This window comes from Streptomyces sp. SM1, from assembly GCF_002910825.1.
GTDB classification, from domain to species: Bacteria; Actinomycetota; Actinomycetes; order Streptomycetales; family Streptomycetaceae; genus Streptomyces; species Streptomyces okerensis.
The window spans coordinates 1-19,433 of record NZ_NEUB01000155.1; the positions used below are offsets into that span (position 1 = coordinate 1).

A 19,433-nucleotide genomic window follows, 5' to 3' on the forward strand; every position below is an offset into this window, starting at 1 on the left:
ACCACCGCGGCGACCATCACGGCGTAGGCGGTCACGACCCGCCAGTCGGCTCTGCGGCCGGCACCCCGGGCCGGCAGGCCCGGCCAGGTGTAGCCGACCCTGCGGGCGGCCATCATGCCCCAGCCCGCCGAGCAGGAGCAGATCAGCAGCCCCAGCATGGCGATCACCGCCCCGCTGTCGCCGAAGTCGAAGGCGAGCGGGAAGGCGAACATGAGGGAGCCGACCGCGGCCAGCCCGACGATGGGCGCGAGCTGCCACATGCGCAGCCGGCGCTGCGGGCGCAGCTCCACCTCGACCTCGTCACCGCCCGCGAACATCTCGTCCGGCTCGGGACCGTCGTCGGTCACCCCGCCCGTCTCCTCCGGCCCGTCGGGGCTGAGACGGTCGGTTTCCTGCTCCGGCACACCTCGCTCGGTGGTGAGGTGTTCGGTGCCGTGTGCGGTGTCGCGAGGGCCGGCCTCCATCGCCACGCGCCCTCCCAACTAGGACTTCACTGGTCGATCGAAGCTCGATGATGGCACGGCGTCACATGCCCGGATGACGGCCTGGGCGTCCCGATGCCAGGACGTGATCAGGCTGTAACCGGTCGTTCGACCAATGACAACGCGAGCCGGGGAAGTTCCGCGAGGTCCACCGCGGCCCCACTCAACCAGTGCACCCGGGGATCGCGCCTGAACCACGAATCCTGACGGCGCGCGAAGCGCTTGGTGGCACGCACGGTCTCCGAGCGGGCCTCCTCGAGGGTGCGCTCCCCGGCGAGAGCCGCGAGCACCTGCTGGTAGCCGAGGGCCCGCGACGCCGTACGCCCCTCGCGCAACCCCTGCGCCTGAAGTGCGCGCACTTCGTCCACCAGACCCGCGTCCCACATCCGGTCGACCCGGCGGGCGATGCGCTCGTCCAGCTCGGGGCGGGCCACGTCGACGCCGATCTGGAGTGTGTCGTAGACCGAGTCGTGGCTCGGGAGGTTGGCCGTGAAGGGCCTGCCGGTGATCTCGATGACCTCGAGCGCGCGGACGATACGGCGGCCGTTGCCCGGCAGGATCGCCCGCGCGGCCTCGGGGTCCGCCGCGGTGAGGCGCGCGTGCAGCGCACCCGGGCCGCGCAGCGTGAGTTCCTCCTCCAGACGGGCCCTGACCTCGGGGTCGGTACCCGGGAACTCCAGGTTGTCGACGGCCCCACGGACGTAGAGGCCGGATCCGCCGACCAGGACGGGCCAGCGCCCGTCGGCGAGCAGCGCGTCGATCCGCTCCCGCGCCAGCCGCTGGTACTCGGCGACGGACGCGGTGACGGTGACGTCCCAGACGTCCAGCAGATGGTGCGGGACGTCGCCGCGCTCCTCGGGCGTCAGCTTGGCGGTGCCGATGTCCATCCCGCGGTAGAGCTGCATCGAGTCGGCGTTGACGACTTCACCCCCGAGCCGCCGTGCCAGAAAGACGCCCAGATCGGACTTTCCGGCCGCGGTGGGGCCGACGACGGCGATGACACGGGGGACGAGGGGTGCGCTGCTCACTGATCCAGTCTCGCAAACCTCGCACCGCGCCCTCGAACGGGTTACGTGACGCGGCACCCGCCGGGTCGTTGCCCGTTGCGAGGTTCCCGCCGCCGGATCGCGGTGGCGATGGCCCGGGTCACACGAACGGACACACCGGGCGACGCGGAATTTCGCCCGCACGAGTAACGTATGGAGTGAATATGGGCGTTTTTGCACGACTTTTTCGGAGGTCCAAGGCCACGGAGGAGACGGAGACCGCCGGGGCCCGGGCCGACCGGGCGACGGCGGGCGCCGGTACGGAGGACGGGACCGGTCCGCAGGACGCGGCCGGGACCGCGGAGCCGACGGGCACCGCGGGGGCCCCGGAGACCGCCGAGCCGGCGGTGAAGGAGGCCGGCCGGGGCACCGAGACCGTCGACATCCCGAAGCAGCAGTCCTCCGAGGCCGCCGACAGCGAAACAGGTGAGGGCGCCCGCACATAGTTGCCGCGAGGGAACGCGAGGGAAGGTACATCATGGGTCTGCTGGACAATCTGAAGGCCAAACTCGGCCCGGCCAAGGACAAGGTCTCCGGCCTCGCGCAGCAGCACGAGGACAGGATCCAGCACGGTCTGGACAAGGCCGCGCAGACCGTCGACAAGCGGACCAAGGGCAAGTACAGCGACCGGATCCAGTCGGGTACCGGCAAGGCCAAGGGCGCCGTGGACCGGTTCACGCACCAGAACGACCCCGGCGGCCCGGGGGAAGCGGGCGGCACCACCACACCGCCGGCAGGTCCGCCGCCGGCTTCCTGAGCGGTACACCGACGGACGGCCGCGGAGCGAGCGCGTGGAACGCTCCCGGCCGTCCGCCGTGTCGGCGTCCCGCCGGGTCGGGCCGGGGCCGCCGCGGGCGGCGGGCGGGCCTGGAGGGTGGATGGTCGTAGGTCCGGGCGGGCGGCCGGGGAGTGCGGCCGGTTTCTAGGACCAGGTGGCCACGATGTAGCCGACCCCGTACGGGGCGTCCTCGTGCAGGAGCGTGCCCTCCAGCCTGGTGTTCCCCGCCGCCGCACCGGCGAGGACCTGCCAGGGGGCCCGGCCGGACACCTTCAGTTCGCCTGCCAGCCCGGCGTCCAGCGCGCGCAGCGCTTCGGTGTCGGCGGCGCCCAGGGCGCGCGCGAGCTCGGCGTCGAAGGGGGCCGCGCGCTCGTCGAGGTAGCCCGGCGCCTTGAGGGTGCGGCAGGCGCTGGCGTCGCCCATGACCAGCACCGCCACTCGCTCCGCCCGGCCGGCGATGTTCTTCCCCTCTTCGACACACCGCTCGGCTGTGAGGGGGTCCCCCACGCCCCGCCCCTCGACGGGAGCGTCCGCCCACCCGGTACGGTCCAGCAGCCAGGCGCCGACGGCCAGCCCGTAGGGCAGTTCCCGCCCGGCCGGGCCCTCGCCCCGCCCCAGTCGTACGTCCAGGTCGACGCCGAAGCCCCGGAAGGATCCCGGGGTGCCCTGCGGGTAGCTCTCCGGCCCGGCGCCGCCGCCCGGGCCGACCACGACCAGCAGATCGGGCCGGGCGGCGGCGAGCACCCCCACGGCGTCCGTGCAGGCGGCACGCGCGGTGTCCAGCTCGGGGGCGGCACCCGCGGCGATCTCCGGCACGAGCAGCGGCGGGCAGGGGCAGACTGCGGCGGCGACAAACATGATCAGCAGCCTACTGCGGCCCGGATCGGCACCGCCGAGTCACCGCGGGACGGGTCGGGGCCGCCCCGCGCAGGACCGGCTCAGTCGACGGCGCAGCCCCCGGTGACCGCCGGCAGCGGCTCGGGCACGCCCACCTTGGGCAGGCCGAGCAGGACGCCCGCGGGTCCCGTCTCCTTCTCGGTGGTGCGCTTCTCCCAGGCGTCGCCCGCGCGGGTGCGGCGCACGTCCAGCACGGCGCCCTCGGCGAGGAGGTGGTGCGGGGCGGCGTAGGTGATCTCGACGGTGACCACGTCGCCGGGGCGCACGTCCCGCTCGGGCTTGGTGAAGTGCACCAGGCGGCTGTCGGGCGCGCGGCCGGAGAGACGGTGGGTGGCGCCGTCCTTGCGGCCCTCGCCCTCGGCGACCATCAGCTCCAGCGTGCGGCCGACCTGCTTCTTGTTCTCCTCCCAGGAAATCCGCTCCTGGAGGGCGACGAGCCGCTCGTAGCGCTCCTGGACGACCTTCTTGGGGATCTGTCCGTCCATCTCGGCGGCCGGGGTGCCGGGGCGCTTGGAGTACTGGAAGGTGAACGCCTGCGCGAAGCGGGCCTCCCGGACCACGTGCAGGGTCTGCTGGAAGTCCTCCTCGGTCTCGCCGGGGAAGCCCACGATGATGTCGGTGCTGATCGCCGCGTGGGGGATCGAGGCCCGGACCTTGTCGATGATGCCGAGGAAGCGCTCCTGCCGGTAGGAACGGCGCATCGCCTTCAGGACCGGGTCGGAGCCGGACTGGAGCGGCATGTGGAGCTGCGGCATCACGTTGGGCGTCTCGGCCATGGCGGCGATGACGTCGTCGGTGAAGTCGCGCGGGTGCGGGGAGGTGAAGCGGACGCGCTCGAGGCCGTCGATCTTCCCGCAGGCCCGCAGCAGCTTGCTGAACGCCTCGCGGTCGCCGATGTCGGAGCCGTAAGCGTTGACGTTCTGGCCGAGCAGGGTGATCTCGGAGACCCCTTCTCCGACCAGTGCCTCGATCTCGGCCAGGATGTCGCCGGGGCGGCGGTCCTTCTCCTTGCCGCGCAGCGCGGGGACGATGCAGAAGGTGCAGGTGTTGTTGCAGCCGACGGAGATGGACACCCACGCGGCGTAGGCGCTCTCGCGCCGGGTCGGGAGCGTGGAGGGGAACGCCTCGAGCGACTCGGCGATCTCGACCTGCGCCTCCTCCTGGACGCGGGCGCGCTCCAGCAGGACGGGCAGCTTGCCGATGTTGTGCGTGCCGAAGACGACGTCCACCCAGGGGGCCCGCTTCACGATGGTGTCGCGGTCCTTCTGCGCCAGGCAGCCGCCGACCGCGATCTGCATCCCGGGCCGGCTCGCCTTCTTCGGGGCGAGGTGACCGAGGTTGCCGTACAGCTTGTTGTCGGCGTTCTCGCGCACGGCGCAGGTGTTGAAGACGACGACGTCCGCGCCGCCGTCGGCGCCCTCGGCGGCGCGGACGTACCCCGCGTCCTCCAGCAGTCCGGACAATCGCTCCGAGTCGTGGACGTTCATCTGACACCCGTAGGTGCGTACTTCATAGGTGCGCGTGCCGCCCACTGACTGGCTCCGGTCGATGCTGCTCATGCCCCAAGGGTAGGCGGTGTCACGGACGGCCCTCCCTCGCGCGGGCCCGTCAGCCCCGCAGGGCCAGGTGGTACGCGGTGGCCCAGAGCACCAGGGCGCAGCCCAGGCCCACCGCGATCCGCGGGCTCCCGCCCGGCAGACCGGCCGCGGCCAGCGCGAACCGCGGTGCCCCAGGTGGATCGCCACCGCCGTGACGAGGACGGCCGCCACTTCCACGGTCACGGGTACTCCGCGGCCGGCGGGACGGGCGGCGTCGGCGGCATGGGCGGAGAGCACAGCGGTCATGCCGCCGTCAGTCAGGAGATACGACGTACCGGCACCGTTCGGCGGCCCGGCCCGGTCAGGCCCCTCCGCGCGGTGTCCATCCCTGCCGGCGCAGCACCGCCGCAACGTCCGGAGCCTCGTAGTGGTCGCCCTTGAGGACCTTGCCGTCGGGGCGCCGGCTGACCTCCCCGCCCGGACCGAGCTTCGTCATGTTGGAGCGGTGGACCTCGGCGATGACGGCGTCGAGGTCGATCCCGTGGACCAGCGCCGTGCCGTACGCGACGTAGACGACGTCCGCCAGTTCGTGCGCGAGCCGGTCGAGCGGCCCGGTCACCGCCACCTCCCCGGCCTCCCTGGCCTCCTCGGCGAGCAGTTCGCCCCGGTGGGCGGCGAGATCCGGCGAGACCTCGGACGGTTCGTCCCGCGCGTCCAGCCCGAACGCACGGTGGAACTCACGGACCAGATCGGCAGGCGACGCACTCATGCCGCGACTGTAGCGGCGCGGCCGCGTCGCCCCTCTCTGTGAGCTCCGCCCTGGTCAGCGGAGAGACGGGCTGGCAGGATCACGCGCATGTCCCCCACGCTGTCCCGGCTCGGCAGGCGACGTGCCCTGCGGAGCGCGGCCGCCGCCGTCGTGGCGCTCGGGCTGCTGCTGTGGTGGCTGGCGCCCTGGAGCGAGGAGCCGCCCGGCGGGGCGATCACCGTGAGCACGGGCACCCGCGCGGGGGTCTATCAGAAGTACGGCGAGCTGCTGCGCTCGTCGCTCGGCAAGCACATGCCCGACCTCGAGGTCCGGCTGGAGACGAGTGACGGATCGCAGGAGAACGTGCGCCGCGTGGCGACCGGCCAGGCCGACTTCGCGATCGCCGCGGCCGACGCGGTGGAGACGTACCGGCTGCACCACCGGTCGGGCGCCGGCCGGCTGCGCGGGGTGGCCCGCCTGTACGACGACTACGTGCAGCTCGCGGTCGCGCCCGACTCGGGTATCCGCTCCGTCGAGGATCTGCGCGGCAAGCGGGTGGCCATCGGGCCGCCCAAGTCGGGAGTCCGGCTCATCGCCAACCGGGTGCTGACGGCGGCCGGCATCGACCCGGAGACCGGTATCAGGCCCTCCTCGGACGGCATCGACACCGGACCGGGGCGGCTGGGGCACGGCCTGGACGCCTTCTTCTGGTCCGGCGGACTGCCCACGGACGGTCTGAAGACGTTCGCCGAGCAGTCCGCGCTGCGGTTCGTGCCGATCGAGGCCGACCTGGTCGCGAAGCTGCACGAGCAGGGTGGCGCCACGCGCCACTACCGCGCCACGAGCATGCCGGAGTCGGCCTATCCGGGCAGTCAGCTCGGCTCGGCCGTCCCGACGATGGCGGTCTCCAACCTCCTGATCACCCGGACGGACGTGGACCCCGAGCTCACCGAGTGGCTGACCCGCATCGTGCTCAGGAGCAGGGACAACATCGGTGCGCACGTCCACTCCGCCCAGCTGGTCGACGTACGCACCGCGATCTACACCGATCCGCTCCGGCTGCACGACGGCGCGCGCCGCTACTACCGGTCCGTCAAGCCCTGAGCCGTCGGCTCACCCGTCGGAGCGTTCCTCGGCACGGTCACCGTCACCCGTAGCCCGTGCGGCTCGTGACGCTCGTACGCGATCGAGCCGCCGCCCGCCGCGAGCAGGGCGCGGGAGATGGACAGACCGAGGCCCGACCCCTTGATGTTCTGGTGCCGGCCGCTGCGCCAGAAGCGGTCGCCGACACGGGTCAGCTCCTCGTCGGTCAGTCCCGGGCCGTCGTCGGTGACGACGACGGTGGCGGTGTCACCGTTGGAGGAGACCCGCACCTCGACGGTCTCGCTCCCGGGCGTGAACTTCACCGCGTTGTCGACGACCGCGTCCAGCACGCTGGACAGGGCCACGGGGTCGGCCCACGCGGTGGTGGGCGGGCAGGTGCCGGTCAGCCGGACGCCCTTGGCATCCGCGGTCGGCGACCAGGCCGCGACCCGCTCGGCGGCCAGGGCGCCGATGTCGGCGACCTGGAGGTCGGGCTCGCTGTGTTCGGCGACCGCCAGGTCGAGCAGATCGTCCAGGACCTGTGCCAGTCGCTTGCCCTCGGCCTGGACGGAGGCGATCTCCGCGTTGCCCTCGGGCAGCTCCAGAGCGAGCAGTTCGATGCGCAGCAGCAGCGCCGAGAGCGGGTTGCGCAGCTGGTGCGAGGCGTCCGCGACGAAGGCCCGCTGCTGCTCCAGCACGCTCTCGACGTTGTCCGCCATCTCGTTGAACGACCGGGCGAGCCGCCTGAGTTCCGGAGGTCCGCCGGCCGCCGCGACCCTGGACTTCAGCCGCCCGGTGGCGATGTCGTGCGTGGTGGCGTCCAGGACCCGTACGGGCCTGAGCACCCAGCCGGTCAGCCGCAGGGCCGCGCCGACGGCCAGCAGCATCGCGGCCGCCTCCCCCGCGGCGATGACCAGCCAGCCCCGCAGGATGCGGGAGCGCATCTGCCCGGTCGGCGAGTCGGTGACCACGACAGCGACGACGTCACCGTCCCGGATGACCGGTGAGGCCACCACGAGGCTTCGCCGCTGCCAGGGCCACACCTGCTCGGGATCGTGGCTGCGACGGCTGAGCAGCGCCTCCTCGAAGGCGTCGCGCACCTCGCCCGCGCGGGGCAGGAACCAGTCGTCCGGGGCGTGCGCCATGGGCGAGTCGTTGCGGTAGAAGACGCCCGCGCGGATGCCGTAGACCCGGTGGTAGCTGCGGAGCTCGCTGCTGAGCGTCTCCCGGCGCTCGTCGACGTCCCCGGCGGCCGGGTCGGCGGGCTCGGTGACGAACTGGGCGAGGGCCGCGAAACGCGCCGTGTCGTCGATCCGGTCGACGACGACCTTCTGCTGCTGAGCGCCGGCCAGGCTGACGGCCAGCGGAACGCCGAGGGCGAGCAGCACGGCCGCCATCAGGACGATGAGCAGCGGAAGCAGACGCGTGTGCACCCGGCCCGGCCCCGCTAGGCCGTGGGGGCGACGAGCCGGTAGCCGACGCCGCGTACGGTCTCGATGAGGGCGGGCATGCGCAGCTTGGCGCGCAGGGAGGCGACGTGCACCTCCAGGGTGCGTCCCGTCCCCTCCCAGCTGGTGCGCCACACCTCGCTGATGATCTGCTCCCGGCGGAAGACGACTCCCGGACGCTGGGCGAGCAGGGCGAGCAGATCGAACTCCTTGCGGGTCAGCTGCACCACCGCGCCGTTCACACTGACCTGGCGGGTCGGCAGCTCGATACGGACCGGGCCGAGGCGCAGTTCCGTGTCCGTGCTGCCCGTGGCCTCCTCGTGGACGCTGCGCCGGCTGACGGCGTGGATCCGCGCGAGCAGCTCGCCCGTGTCGTACGGCTTGACCACGTAGTCGTCGGCGCCGAGGTTGAGGCCGTGGATACGGGAGCGGACGTCGGCCCGCGCGGTGACCATGATCACCGGTGTGGCGGTGCGTTTGCGGATCTTGCCGCAGACCTCGTAGCCGTCCTGGTCGGGCAGCCCCAGATCGAGCAGGACCACGCCGAAGCCGTCGCCCTCGGGAACCAGCGCCTGGAGGGCCTCCTCGCCGCTGCGTGCGTGGGTGACCTCGAATCCGTGCCGTGCCAGCACCGCGGACAGGGCTGCGGCGACGTGGTTGTCGTCCTCGACAAGTAGCAGTCTCACCAGTGCCCCCTTCGGTTCATCGGCCGTACGATCTCTCTGTGTACACAACGCGTGCACGCGCGCGTGCATCTTGCAGTGACGCCGATGGACAAGGACGGCGTCAAGAGGGTTCCGGTTGCGCTTTCGTACCGTTACCGGGCTGACATCGCCCCTGCTCACAAGTGCTACGACAGGTGTCCGATTGCTATCGGATCGTGATGCTCAGATTCCCCTCAGATGTAATGACGCAGGTCTGGAGGATTACTACTGTCCTCCGAAACCGAGGAGGACGGAGCCCGAGAGCGATGACCGAAGTATCGGTGGCCAAGGAAGATGAGGCCGCGACCGGCGATCTGGTCGTCCTGAAGAGCGTCAACAAGCACTTCGGAGCGTTGCACGTACTCCAGGACATCGACCTGACGATCGCCCGCGGCGAAGTCGTCGTGGTCATCGGACCCTCCGGGTCCGGCAAGTCCACCCTGTGCCGCACCATCAACCGGCTGGAGACGATCGACGACGGGTCGATCACGATCGACGGCAAGCCCCTGCCCCACGAGGGCAAGGAGCTCGCCCGGCTGCGGGCCGATGTGGGCATGGTCTTCCAGTCCTTCAACCTCTTCGCGCACAAGACCGTGCTCGAGAACGTGACGCTGGGCCAGGTCAAGGTCCGCAAGAAGGACAAGAAGGCGGCCGATGGGCGGGCCCGTGCCCTGCTCGACCGGGTCGGCGTGGGCGCGCAGGCCGAGAAGTACCCCGCGCAGCTCTCCGGTGGCCAGCAGCAGCGTGTCGCGATCGCGCGTGCCCTGGCGATGGAGCCCAAGGTCATGCTCTTCGACGAGCCGACGTCGGCCCTCGACCCGGAGATGATCAACGAGGTGCTCGAGGTCATGCAGCAGCTCGCCCGGGACGGCATGACCATGATCGTCGTCACCCACGAGATGGGATTCGCCCGTTCGGCGGCCAATCGTGTGGTGTTCATGGCAGACGGTCGCATCGTCGAAGAGGCCTCGCCGGATCAGTTCTTCAGCAACCCGCGCAGCGACCGCGCCAAGGACTTCCTGTCGAAGATCCTTCACCACTGACGGCGCGCCCCGCGCCCTGACGGCTCGCGTCACCGGACCTGGACCGGACCGCGTCATTTCACCAGTCAAAGGATGTGCATCATGAAGCTCCGCAAGGTCACCGCCGCCTCGGCCGCCGTGTTCGCTCTCGCCCTGACCGCGACCGCCTGTGGCGGTGACGACGGCAACGACAGCGGCTCGTCGTCCTCGGGCGGTGGCGAGAAGATCAAGATCGGTATCAAGTACGACCAGCCCGGTCTCGGCCTGAAGACGCCGGACGGTTACACCGGCTTCGACGTGGACGTGGCGACCTATGTCGCCAAGGAGCTCGGCTACGAGCCCGACCAGATCGAGTGGATCGAGACCAAGAGCGCCGACCGCGAGAACGCCCTGGCGCGCGGAGACGTGAAGCTCATCGCGGCGACGTACTCCATCACCGACGAGCGCAAGGAGAAGGTCGACTTCGCCGGCCCGTACCTGCTGGCCCACCAGGACCTGCTGGTGCAGAAGGATGCGGACATCACCGAGGCCACGGACCTCAACGACAAGAAGCTCTGCTCGGTGACCGGTTCGACCTCGGCGCAGAACGTCAAGAACGACTTCGCCCCGGACGCCCAGCTGACCAACCGCGGCGGCTACTCGGAGTGCCTCTCCGCCCTGCAGAACGGCCAGGTGGACGCGCTGACCACCGATGACTCGATCCTCGCCGGCTACGCGGCGCAGGACGCGTACAAGGGCAAGTTCAAGCTCGCCGGCCTGAAGCTGAGCAACGAGAACTACGGCATCGGTGTCAAGAAGGGCGACACCGAGACCGTGAACAAGGTCAACGAGGCGCTGGAGAAGATGGTCAGCGACGGTGCGTGGCAGAAGGCTGTCGACGACAACTTCGGCCCGGCGGACTACAAGAACGAGCGGGCCCCGAAGGTCGGCCAGATCGTCAAGTAACGCGGGACTCCGCCGACGCAGGATCCCCGCGGCCTCCGCGGGGATCCGCCGACGTGCCGCCGCCCGCCATCTCTCCGGCGGCGGCGCGTCACGTCCGCCACGTACGTCACACACCCGGAAGCGCGGGAGATCGTGTTCGACTTTCTTTCAAACTATGACGACCCGTCCCTGCTGGGCGCCTTCTGGGTCACGGTGCAGCTCACCGTCTTCTCGGCCATCGGATCGCTGATCTGGGGCACCCTGCTGGCAGCCATGCGGGTCAGCCCTGTGCCTCTGATGCGCGGCTTCGGCACCGCTTATGTGAACATCGTCCGGAACATCCCCCTGACCGTCATCATCGTCTTCACGTCGCTCGGCCTCGCCGACATCTTCGGCGTGGCGATGGGCGCACCGGACGACTTCGAACTCAAGTACTTCCGGCTGGCCGTCCTCGGTCTCGTCGCCTACACGGCGGCCTTCGTGTGCGAGGCGATCCGCTCCGGCATCAACACGGTGCCCGTCGGGCAGGCGGAGGCGGCTCGGGCCCTCGGGCTCAGCTTCAGCCAGGTGCTCAGGCTCGTGGTGCTGCCGCAGGCGTTCCGCTCGGTGATCGGCCCGCTGGCCAACGTGCTGATCGCACTGACCAAGAACACCACCGTGGCGGCCACCATCGGTGTCGCGGAGGCCGCTTTCCTCATGAAGGAAATGATCGAGAACGAGGCACAGACGCTGCTCATCGGCGCGGTCTTCGCCTTCGGGTTCGTGGTACTGACCCTGCCCACCGGCCTGTTCCTCAACTGGCTGAGCAAGCGCCTGGCGGTGAAGCGATGACTTCTGTTCTCTACGACGCCCCCGGCCCGAAGGCCAGGCGGCGCAACCTGGTCTTCTCGGTCGTCTTCGTCGCCCTGCTCGCCCTGCTGCTGTGGTGGGTCTGGCAGGTACTGGACGACAAGGGCCAGCTCGAATGGTCCCTGTGGAAGCCGTTCACCACGGCCGACGCCTGGACGACGTACCTGCTGCCGGGCCTCGCCGACACCCTGAAGGCGGCGGCGCTGGCCATGGTCATCGCCCTCCCGCTGGGCGCGGTCCTCGGCATCGCACGCATGTCCGACCACCGCTGGGTGCGTGTCCCGGCCGGTGCGGTGGTGGAGTTCTTCCGCGCCATCCCGGTGCTGCTGCTGATGCTGTTCGCCAACGAGTTCTTCGCCCGTTCCACGGGCGTCGCCAGTGCCGACCGGCCGCTGTACGCGGTCGTCACGGGCCTGGTGCTCTACAACGCCTCGGTCCTCGCCGAGGTGGTGCGGGCCGGCATCCTCGCCCTGCCCAGGGGCCAGAGCGAGGCGGCCCAGGCCATCGGCCTGCGCAAGAGCCAGACGATGCGCAGCATCCTGCTGCCGCAGGCGGTCACGGTGATGCTCCCGGCGATCGTCAGCCAGCTGGTCGTCATCGTGAAGGACACGGCGCTGGGCGGCGTGATGCTCGGCTTCACCGAGCTGCTCAACTCGCGCGGCACGCTCGCGGCCAACTACGCCAACGTCATCCCCAGCTTCATCGTGGTGGCGGTCATCTTCATCGTCCTCAACTTCATCCTCACCTCGTTCGCCTCCTGGCTCGAGGCCCGACTGCGCCGCAGCAAGCGGAGCACCGGCGCGGTGCTCGGCACGGACGACGTCGACGACCTGAACGCGGCCGAGATCGGGGGCACCCGGGCGACCGGCGCGGATCAATGACGCGCGTCCGACGTACGGCATGACTGTGGCCCGCCGTTTCCCGGCGGGCCACAGTCATGCCGTGTGGCCCGCCGCTGTCACCGGTGCCGGGGAGCGGTACACGCCGGACTCATGTCATGAGCAGTCAAGTGTGGTGACGGACGTCGACCCCACTTCATGATCGCCACCTGCCTTCGGTCACTTGACGCAAGCACCGGCAATAGGTTGCATACGTTCTGTGACCGTGCACCCTGCTCCATCTTCCTGTACCTCCGCGTCTCCTCGGACGTCACTTCGGGCAGGGGGCGCCGCGCCGTGGACCCGGTGATCATCGTCGGTGCGGGGCCCGTCGGGCTCACGCTCGCCCTGGCGCTGGCACGTCAGGAGGTGCCGTGCGTGGTCCTCGACGAAGGGCCGGGCAAGGACGAGCCGCGTCCGGCGCGCACCGTCGTCCTGCGCGAGGACACCGCCGCGCTCATCGAGCGGCTGACCGGCGTACCGCTCGCGCACGCCGGTGTCCGTTGGGCCGGATGGCGGTCCGTGCGGCGCAAGCAGGTGATGTGCGAGGTCGCCTTCGGCGACGCCGACCCCGCTCCCCTGCACATCGCCCAGCACGTCCTGACGGATGCCCTGCGCACGGCGCTCGCCGGCGAGCGGCTCGTGAGGACCGCCGTGGACAGCCGGCTGGACACCATAGAGCAGGAACCCTCGGGCGTCACCGCCCACACCCGCGGCACGACGGGCACGTGGTGGCGCGGCAGCTACCTGGTCGGCTGCGACGGGCCGCGCTCGACCGTGCGCAAACTCCAGGACATCCGCTTCCCCGGCCGCACCGCGGTGGAGCGCCACGCCGTGGCCACCCTGCGCGCCGAGCTTCCCTGGTACGAGGAGGCGCTGCTGCACCGCCAGCCGCCATGGCGTACGTCCGGGCCCTCGGCCGGGGAGATCACCGCACGGCCGCTGCCGGACGACGTGTGGCGGCTGGACTGGCTGCTGCCGCCGGGCAAGGACCTGGTCACGCCCGAACTGCTGCTGACCCGCGTCCGGGAGACGCTGGCCGGCTGGGGCGGCGGCCCCACCCCGCCGTACGAACTGCTGGACACCGGGGTCCACACCGTGCACCACCGGCTGGCCCGGCGCTGGCGGGCCGACCGCGTGTTCCTCGCCGGGGACGCGGCCCATCTGCTCGGCGCGCTGGGCACGCACGGGCTGGACGAGGGGCTCCGCGACGCGGACAACCTCGCGTGGAAGCTGGCACTGGCCTGGCACCACGGTCCGCACGAGGCGCTGCTCGACAGCTACCAGACCGAGCGCCGCGCGATCGTCGCCGCCCGGCTGCGCGCCGCCGACCAGGCACTGCCGCTGCTGCGGAGCGGGGGAGGACTGCGCGCCTACGTTCCCGGCACCGCGCGGGGACACGACACGCTGCTGATGGACGGCCACCTGGGGCGGGGCGCTCTGGGCGCACCGGGGACGTACGCCGCCTCGCCGCTCGCGCCCGGTCCGCTCGAGGGCGCGGCGCCGGTCGGAACGGCGCCCGGGGCCGCGGTGACGGATGTGCGGGTGACGGCGGAGGACGGCACGTTCGTCCGGCTGCGGGACCGGCTCGGCCGGGGTGCGCTGCTGGTGGTGCTGATCGCGCCGGGTACGGGTGTGTGGGAACGCCGGCACTGGGTCTCCGCCGGGATCATGCCCCGGCTGGCGGCGGCCGTCTCGGCGCTGCCGCACCACGCCGAACTGCTGGTCGCCGAGAGCTACCCGGGTGCGGCGGCCCACACCGTGCTGCTGGTACGCCCCGACGGCCACCTGGTGACGGCCCTGAGCGGGGTCCGCCCGGCGGATCTGTACGCGGCGGCGGAAGCGATGCTCGGCGGACCGGCCGCGGAGGAGGCGGAGACGGACGCCAAGGAGGACGCCGGGGTGGCGTCGCGCTGAGGTTCCGGGCCGGCGCATCGACGCGGTGCGTCGGCCGTGGGCGCCGAGGGCGCGGTGCCCACACGAGAACAGTGGAGGCGGACATCGGGAACCCCTTCAACAGGAACAAGGGAGGACATCCGGTGATGTGTTCTTCATCACCTGCCCCACCAAAACCCATCAAGAGTTACGTGAAAATTTTTTCGTCAATTAGATTACGCGAAATGGTGCTGGACAAGCGAAGCTCGCTTCGTAAGATGAAGGTCATGAGCCAGCCCTCCTCCGGACGCGGGGACCAGTGGACGTTCTTGACCAATCACGCCCGCGTCCTGATCGCCCTCGCCCAGGCCCCCGATACACGACTCCGGGACGTCGCCGAGCACATCGGCATCACCGAACGCGCCGTGCAGTTGATCGTCGCCGACCTCGAAGCGGCCGGCTATCTCACGCGCACACGCGTCGGCCGCCGCAACCGCTACACGATCGACCCCACCGTCGCCCTGCGCCATCCCACCGAGGCCGACCACCCCGTCGGTGACCTGCTGGCGACCTTCATCCACCGCGAGGACACCCCGGCAGCCGACTCCGGACGCGCCGCCTCGTAAGGCGTCCGGCGCCCGCGTCAGACAAAGGAGCGCGGTCAGCGGCACCCAGGACACAGGCGGCGCCGCATGGACGAACGGGCCGCCCCGGATCGCCGCCGCCTCCATCACCGTGTGCGCATCGAGCCCCTCCGGTCCGCTGCAGGAGACCACCAGGCGTGAGCAGTGGTGGGTGATGGCCGCGTCCAGCAGGCCCCTCGCCGCGCACAGCCGCCCGCCCCGCCCGGCAGGACGGTGATAGACGGCCGGCTCGTACCCGATCCCCGCATGGGCCAGGCGCACAAGAGCACGCCCCAGCACCGCGCGGACCGTCACGCCGTCCGGCGCCGGCGCCACGGCTCGGGGCAGCAGTGGTGGCAGTACAGCGATCAGCAGCAGCGGTGCGCCGCGCGCGACGGCGAGCCGGGCGGCCGCGTCCACCACGGGGACGTCGTCGAGACGGTCGGCCAGCACTGCGGCCACAGGGCGCGGAGGGCGTGACCGACCCGACATGGAGACGGAGTTCGCGGCGGGTGAGAAGGACGGACCGAGGACGCTCATGATCGTCACGCCTTCCGGGCGAGGGAGGAAAGGGCACCTCCAGGGTCCCCTCCCTCAAGAAAGCACGTCAACAGTTACGCGAAAGATTTTTCGCGTAACTAGTATCGCACTACGGTGCGGATCGGCAGGCGGCAGGCGGCAGGCGGATACACCAGCCCAGCTGGTACGTAAGTGGAATAAGTGACACAAGTGGCGGAATGCGGCATTGCTTTCCACAATGGATCGGGCGTCACGAGGTCCGTGGCGCCGACCACGGCAGCACGCGACACAGAACAGCCGCCGGACAACCTGACCGGCCGGAGGGGGCTGCTGGGCATCGACGAACCTCGTCGCGCGCTGCGTCCGAGAGCCACTCGTCCGGAAGCCGGGCCCTACGCACGACCGGGCCCCCAGAAGGGAGTTCCTATGACGAACCCGCGCGGCAGGAAGATAGCCTCCGCCACCGCCGGTGCCTGCGTACTGTCCCTCGCCGTGGCCGTCCCGGCCGCCGCGGAGAGCACGGCGCAGGACAACGGCAAGGCGTCCGTGTCCGTGTTCCACGGCGTCCCCGGCCTCACCGTCGACGTGTACGCCAACGGGAACGAACTGCTTCCCGACTTCGAGCCCGGCACCCTGACCGATCCCCAGCCCCTGGACGCGGGCACCTACGACATCAAGATCTTCCCCGACGGTGAAGGACCCGACGGAGATCCCGCCATCCGGAAGAGCGTCGACGTCCCGGCCGGGGCGAACGCCACGCTCGCGGCCCACCTCGACGCGCAGGGCAACCCCACGCTCACCGCGTTCGTCAACGACACCTCCGAGGTTCCGGCCGGTCAGTCGCGGCTGACCGTCCGTCACGTGGCCGCGGCACCCGCCGTGGACGTCCGCGCGGGCGGCGAGCCGATCGTGCGGGACCTGACCAACCCGAACGAGAAGTCGCTCGAGGTGCCCGCCGGCACGGTGAACGCCGACGTCGTCCTGGCCGGGACCGGCACCGTGGCCATCGGCCCCGCCGACCTCGACCTCACCGAGGGCACCAGCACCGTCGTCTATGCCTGGGGCAGCGCCGAGGACGAGAATCTCGCGCTGAAGACACAGACGATCAGCGGCATGGACTCCGCGCCGAACGGTGTGGACGCCGGCGGGAGCGGCGCCATGGCCGCCGACAACGAGTCCGCCACCATCTGGCTGGCCTGGGGCACCGCGGGTGCCGTCGCGGTCGCCGGTCTGCTGGCCGCCCGTCGCCTGCGCGCCCGGAGCGACTGACGGGCCGTGCGTACCTCCGCGAAGGGCGGACGGTCCTCCGCGGCGGCCATCGGGGCCGCCGCGGTCGTCGCCGTCGTCCTTGCGGCGCTGCTGGTCTGGTCGCTGTGGCCGTCCGGAGCGTCGGTGCCGTCGGACTTCGGCGCCCGTCCGCGCGCCCAGGCCCCCGTGGCCGGGACCTCGTCCGGGGTCCACGACGACGCACCGGGCGAAAGGAAGACGCCCGGCACCGCATCCGAACCGACGGCGCTGCGCGTCCCCCGGGTCGCTCTGGAGGCCCGCGTCCAGGACGTCGGCGTCCAGGGCGACGGCACGGTGGAGATCCCCGACGACGCGGGGCAGGTCGGCTGGTACCGCTTCGGCCCCGCGCCGGGCACCCTCGCCGGTTCCGCCGTCCTGATCGGCCACGTGGACGATCGCACCGGCGACCTGGGCGCCTTCGCCAAGCTGTACGGGGTCCGGAAGGGCGACGCCATCACCGTCGCCCGCGAGGACGCGCCTCCCGTCCGGTACGAGGTGACGGCCCGCGAGGTGGTCGACAAGGACAGGCTCCCCGACGATGTGTTCCGGCGGCACGGACGGCCGGTCCTGACCCTGGTCACCTGTGCGCCCCCGTACGACCGCGGACGCGGCGGCTATCAGCGGAATCTGCTGGTGTACGCCGTCCCCGCCGGGCAGCGCTGACGACGGAGCCGCGTACCCCGCCGTGTCACACGGGTTCGTCGCCGGGGAAGTCCGTGTCCTCGCCCTCTTCCTCCAGGGCCTGCCGGACCACGCGCAGGGCCAGGCTCTCGGGGTAGCCCTTGCGGGCGAGCATGCCCGCGAGGCGGCGGAGGCGCTTGTCGCGGTCGAGGCCGCGGGTCGCTCGCAGCTTGCGGGCGACCAGTTCGCGGGCGGTCTCCTCCTCCTGCTCGGAGTCGAGCCGGGAGACGGCCGCGTCGATCAGTACGGGGTCGACGCCCTTGGTGCGCAGTTCCCGGGTGAGCGCGCGCCGGGCCAGTCCCCGGCCGTGGTGCCGGGACTCCACCCAGGCGTCCGCGAACGCGCTGTCGTTGATCAGTCCGACCTCCTCGAACCGGGACAGCACCTCCTGTGCAGCCTCGTCCGGGATCTCCCGCTTGCGCAGCGCGTCGGCGAGCTGCTTCCGGGTGCGCGGTGTCCCGGTCAGCAGACGCAGGCAGATGGCGCGCGCCCGCTCGACCGGGTCCCCCGGAGGCTCCTCCCGCTCCGCCCTCGACTCGGAAGAAGTGCCCCCGTCCGCCGCGGCCGCGTCGCCGAAGGTCCGGCGACCGCGCCCGCGTCCCCCGCGCGGCCCGCCGTCACGCGAACCGCCCGCCCGTGTGCCACCGCCGCGCCGCCGGCCGCCGGAGTCCGCGCCCCGCATTCCTCCCTGGCCCGTGCCGTCGTCGTACGCCGCGTCACCGTCCGCGGCTGAGCCGTCGCCGCCTCCGATGCCCCTCCCCCGTGGGGCACCCGGGGCGTCGAACTCGTACTCGGCCCAGTCGGTTCGTCGGGTCACGGGTCAGCTCTTGGCCGCCGCGGCCCTGGACTTGGATGCCTTGGCCGCCGGGGCCGGTACCGCGGCCGGCTCGGCCGCAGCGGTACCCGCGGCGTCCGCACCCGCCTCGGCGGCGGACTCCTCGGGCTGTACGCCGACGCCCAGCTTCTTGAGGATCTTCTTCTCGATCTCGTTGGCGAGGTCGGGGTTGTCCTTCAGGAAGTTGCGGGCGTTCTCCTTGCCCTGGCCGAGCTGGTCGCCCTCGTAGGTGTACCAGGCACCGGCCTTGCGGACGAAGCCGTGCTCCACGCCCATGTCGATCAGGCCGCCCTCGCGGCTGATGCCCTGGCCGTAGAGGATGTCGAACTCGGCCTGCTTGAAGGGCGGCGCCACCTTGTTCTTGACGACCTTGACGCGCGTACGGTTGCCGACCGCGTCGGTTCCGTCCTTGAGGGTCTCGATGCGCCGGATGTCGAGGCGCACCGAGGCGTAGAACTTCAGCGCGCGGCCACCGGTCGTGGTCTCCGGGGAGCCGAACATCACGCCGATCTTCTCGCGGAGCTGGTTGATGAAGATCGCGGTGGTCTTGGACTGGTTGAGCGCGCTGGTGATCTTCCGCAGGGCCTGGCTCATCAGGCGGGCCTGCAGACCCACGTGGCTGTCGCCCATCTCGCCCTCGATCTCCGCGCGGGGGACGAGCGCCGCGACGGAGTCGATGACGATGAGGTCGAGGGCGCCGGAGCGGACCAGCATGTCCACGATCTCCAGGGCCTGCTCGCCGTTGTCCGGCTGGGACAGGATCAGGTTGTCGATGTCGACGCCGAGCTTCTTCGCGTACTCGGGGTCCAGGGCGTGCTCCGCGTCCACGAAGGCGACCTGGCCGCCGGCCTTCTGCGCGTTCGCCACCGCGTGCAGGGTCAGGGTCGTCTTGCCGGAGGACTCCGGTCCGTAGACCTCCACCACACGGCCGCGCGGCAGACCGCCGACGCCGAGGGCCACGTCCAGCGCCGTCGACCCGGTCGGGATGACCTCGATGGGCTCCTTCGTCCGGTCACCCATGCGCATGACCGCGCCCTTGCCGAATTGCCGTTCAATCTGTGCGAGCGCGGCGTCGAGCGCCTTCTCGCGGTCGGTTCCTGCCATGGGTTCCACCCGGTTTGCTTGAGTCGATCGCTTCACGTCAAAGACGCTAACGCCTGCCACTGACAACGCGCCCCGACGCACGTCCGGCCTGTGGATAACATGGATGCATTTC

General features: G+C 71.2%; 21 protein-coding genes. 12 read left to right on the forward strand and 9 right to left on the reverse strand.

The features are described 5' to 3' along the window. Both B9S61_RS03430 and miaA read right to left on the reverse strand, forming a co-directional pair. Positions 1-464 (reverse strand): hypothetical protein (locus tag B9S61_RS03430; protein WP_103540856.1); only part of this gene is annotated, 464 nt, incomplete at its 3' end. 107 nt (positions 465-571) lie between these two features. Continuing rightward, positions 572-1,510: a tRNA (adenosine(37)-N6)-dimethylallyltransferase MiaA gene (miaA, locus tag B9S61_RS03435; RefSeq protein ID WP_103540857.1), complete on the reverse strand. Its 939-nt coding sequence runs from the start codon at positions 1,508-1,510 to the stop codon at positions 572-574. Between the two features lie 182 nt (positions 1,511-1,692). Here miaA and B9S61_RS03440 point away from each other — a divergent pair, with 182 nt between their 5' ends. Both B9S61_RS03440 and B9S61_RS03445 read left to right on the forward strand, forming a co-directional pair. Next, positions 1,693-1,974, forward strand: coding sequence for a hypothetical protein (locus B9S61_RS03440; RefSeq protein WP_103540858.1), 282 nt, complete (start codon positions 1,693-1,695; stop codon positions 1,972-1,974). A 32-nt stretch (positions 1,975-2,006) separates the two neighbouring features. Further along, on the forward strand, positions 2,007-2,285 hold the full coding sequence (locus tag B9S61_RS03445) for an antitoxin (protein WP_103540859.1): 279 nt from the start codon (positions 2,007-2,009) through the stop codon (positions 2,283-2,285). Between the two features lie 165 nt (positions 2,286-2,450). On the opposite strand, the gene B9S61_RS03450 is transcribed toward B9S61_RS03445, so the two are convergent. The 3 genes from B9S61_RS03450 to B9S61_RS03460 all read right to left on the reverse strand — a co-directional run bounded on the left by B9S61_RS03450 (position 2,451) and on the right by B9S61_RS03460 (position 5,510). Continuing rightward, complete coding sequence (locus B9S61_RS03450) at positions 2,451-3,164, reverse strand: class III extradiol dioxygenase subunit B-like domain-containing protein (RefSeq protein WP_103540860.1); 714 nt, start codon at positions 3,162-3,164, stop codon at positions 2,451-2,453. Positions 3,165-3,244: 80 nt separating this feature from the next. Beyond that, the gene (miaB, locus tag B9S61_RS03455) at positions 3,245-4,762 is read right to left on the reverse strand and encodes a tRNA (N6-isopentenyl adenosine(37)-C2)-methylthiotransferase MiaB (protein ID WP_103540861.1); all 1,518 of its coding nucleotides are present in this window, start codon (positions 4,760-4,762) and stop codon (positions 3,245-3,247) included. A gap of 340 nt (positions 4,763-5,102) precedes the next feature. Continuing rightward, complete coding sequence (locus tag B9S61_RS03460) at positions 5,103-5,510, reverse strand: hypothetical protein (protein WP_103540862.1); 408 nt, start codon at positions 5,508-5,510, stop codon at positions 5,103-5,105. Positions 5,511-5,597: 87 nt separating this feature from the next. On the opposite strand from B9S61_RS03460, the gene B9S61_RS03465 reads away from it, so the two are divergent. Beyond that, entirely contained in the window at positions 5,598-6,593 is a 996-nt protein-coding gene (locus tag B9S61_RS03465) for a TAXI family TRAP transporter solute-binding subunit (RefSeq protein WP_103540863.1), read from the forward strand. Here B9S61_RS03465 and B9S61_RS03470 read toward each other — a convergent pair. Continuing rightward, positions 6,572-8,005 carry a HAMP domain-containing sensor histidine kinase gene (locus B9S61_RS03470; protein ID WP_103540864.1) on the reverse strand — a complete coding sequence of 478 codons (1,434 nt, stop codon included), beginning with the start codon at positions 8,003-8,005 and terminating at the stop codon, positions 6,572-6,574. The genes B9S61_RS03465 and B9S61_RS03470 overlap by 22 nt on opposite strands. A gap of 14 nt (positions 8,006-8,019) precedes the next feature. After that, a complete protein-coding gene (locus B9S61_RS03475) occupies positions 8,020-8,706 on the reverse strand; it encodes a response regulator transcription factor (protein WP_103540865.1) in 687 nt (228 codons plus the stop codon). Between the two features lie 284 nt (positions 8,707-8,990). Between B9S61_RS03475 and B9S61_RS03480 the strand changes: the two genes are divergently transcribed. From B9S61_RS03480 to B9S61_RS03520, 9 genes are all read left to right on the forward strand, one after another. After that, positions 8,991-9,767 carry an amino acid ABC transporter ATP-binding protein gene (locus tag B9S61_RS03480; RefSeq protein WP_103540866.1) on the forward strand — a complete coding sequence of 259 codons (777 nt, stop codon included), beginning with the start codon at positions 8,991-8,993 and terminating at the stop codon, positions 9,765-9,767. A gap of 81 nt (positions 9,768-9,848) precedes the next feature. Continuing rightward, on the forward strand, positions 9,849-10,691 hold the full coding sequence (locus B9S61_RS03485) for a glutamate ABC transporter substrate-binding protein (protein WP_103540867.1): 843 nt from the start codon (positions 9,849-9,851) through the stop codon (positions 10,689-10,691). A gap of 132 nt (positions 10,692-10,823) precedes the next feature. Further along, on the forward strand, positions 10,824-11,501 hold the full coding sequence (locus tag B9S61_RS03490; RefSeq protein ID WP_103540868.1) for an amino acid ABC transporter permease: 678 nt from the start codon (positions 10,824-10,826) through the stop codon (positions 11,499-11,501). Further along, complete coding sequence (locus tag B9S61_RS03495) at positions 11,498-12,400, forward strand: amino acid ABC transporter permease (protein ID WP_103540869.1); 903 nt, start codon at positions 11,498-11,500, stop codon at positions 12,398-12,400. Before B9S61_RS03490 ends, B9S61_RS03495 begins: the two co-directional genes overlap by 4 nt. 294 nt (positions 12,401-12,694) lie before the next feature. Then, positions 12,695-14,314: an FAD-dependent monooxygenase gene (locus tag B9S61_RS03500; protein WP_103540870.1), complete on the forward strand. Its 1,620-nt coding sequence runs from the start codon at positions 12,695-12,697 to the stop codon at positions 14,312-14,314. Positions 14,315-14,559: 245 nt separating this feature from the next. Next, on the forward strand, positions 14,560-14,898 hold the full coding sequence (locus B9S61_RS03505; RefSeq protein ID WP_103540880.1) for a helix-turn-helix domain-containing protein: 339 nt from the start codon (positions 14,560-14,562) through the stop codon (positions 14,896-14,898). A gap of 264 nt (positions 14,899-15,162) precedes the next feature. After that, positions 15,163-15,375: a hypothetical protein gene (locus tag B9S61_RS40615; RefSeq protein WP_219819884.1), complete on the forward strand. Its 213-nt coding sequence runs from the start codon at positions 15,163-15,165 to the stop codon at positions 15,373-15,375. Positions 15,376-15,840: 465 nt separating this feature from the next. Then, positions 15,841-16,683, forward strand: a complete 843-nt coding sequence (locus B9S61_RS03515) for a DUF4397 domain-containing protein (RefSeq protein ID WP_103540871.1) — start codon at positions 15,841-15,843, stop codon at positions 16,681-16,683. Positions 16,684-16,689: 6 nt separating this feature from the next. After that, entirely contained in the window at positions 16,690-17,364 is a 675-nt protein-coding gene (locus tag B9S61_RS03520) for a class F sortase (protein ID WP_103540872.1), read from the forward strand. Between the two features lie 25 nt (positions 17,365-17,389). Here the strand turns inward: B9S61_RS03520 and recX are convergent, their stop codons facing one another. Both recX and recA read right to left on the reverse strand, forming a co-directional pair. Further along, on the reverse strand, positions 17,390-18,199 hold the full coding sequence (recX, locus tag B9S61_RS03525) for a recombination regulator RecX (RefSeq protein ID WP_103540873.1): 810 nt from the start codon (positions 18,197-18,199) through the stop codon (positions 17,390-17,392). 3 nt (positions 18,200-18,202) lie between these two features. Next, on the reverse strand, positions 18,203-19,321 hold the full coding sequence (gene recA / locus B9S61_RS03530) for a recombinase RecA (protein ID WP_103540874.1): 1,119 nt from the start codon (positions 19,319-19,321) through the stop codon (positions 18,203-18,205). Positions 19,322-19,433 lie beyond the last annotated feature (112 nt).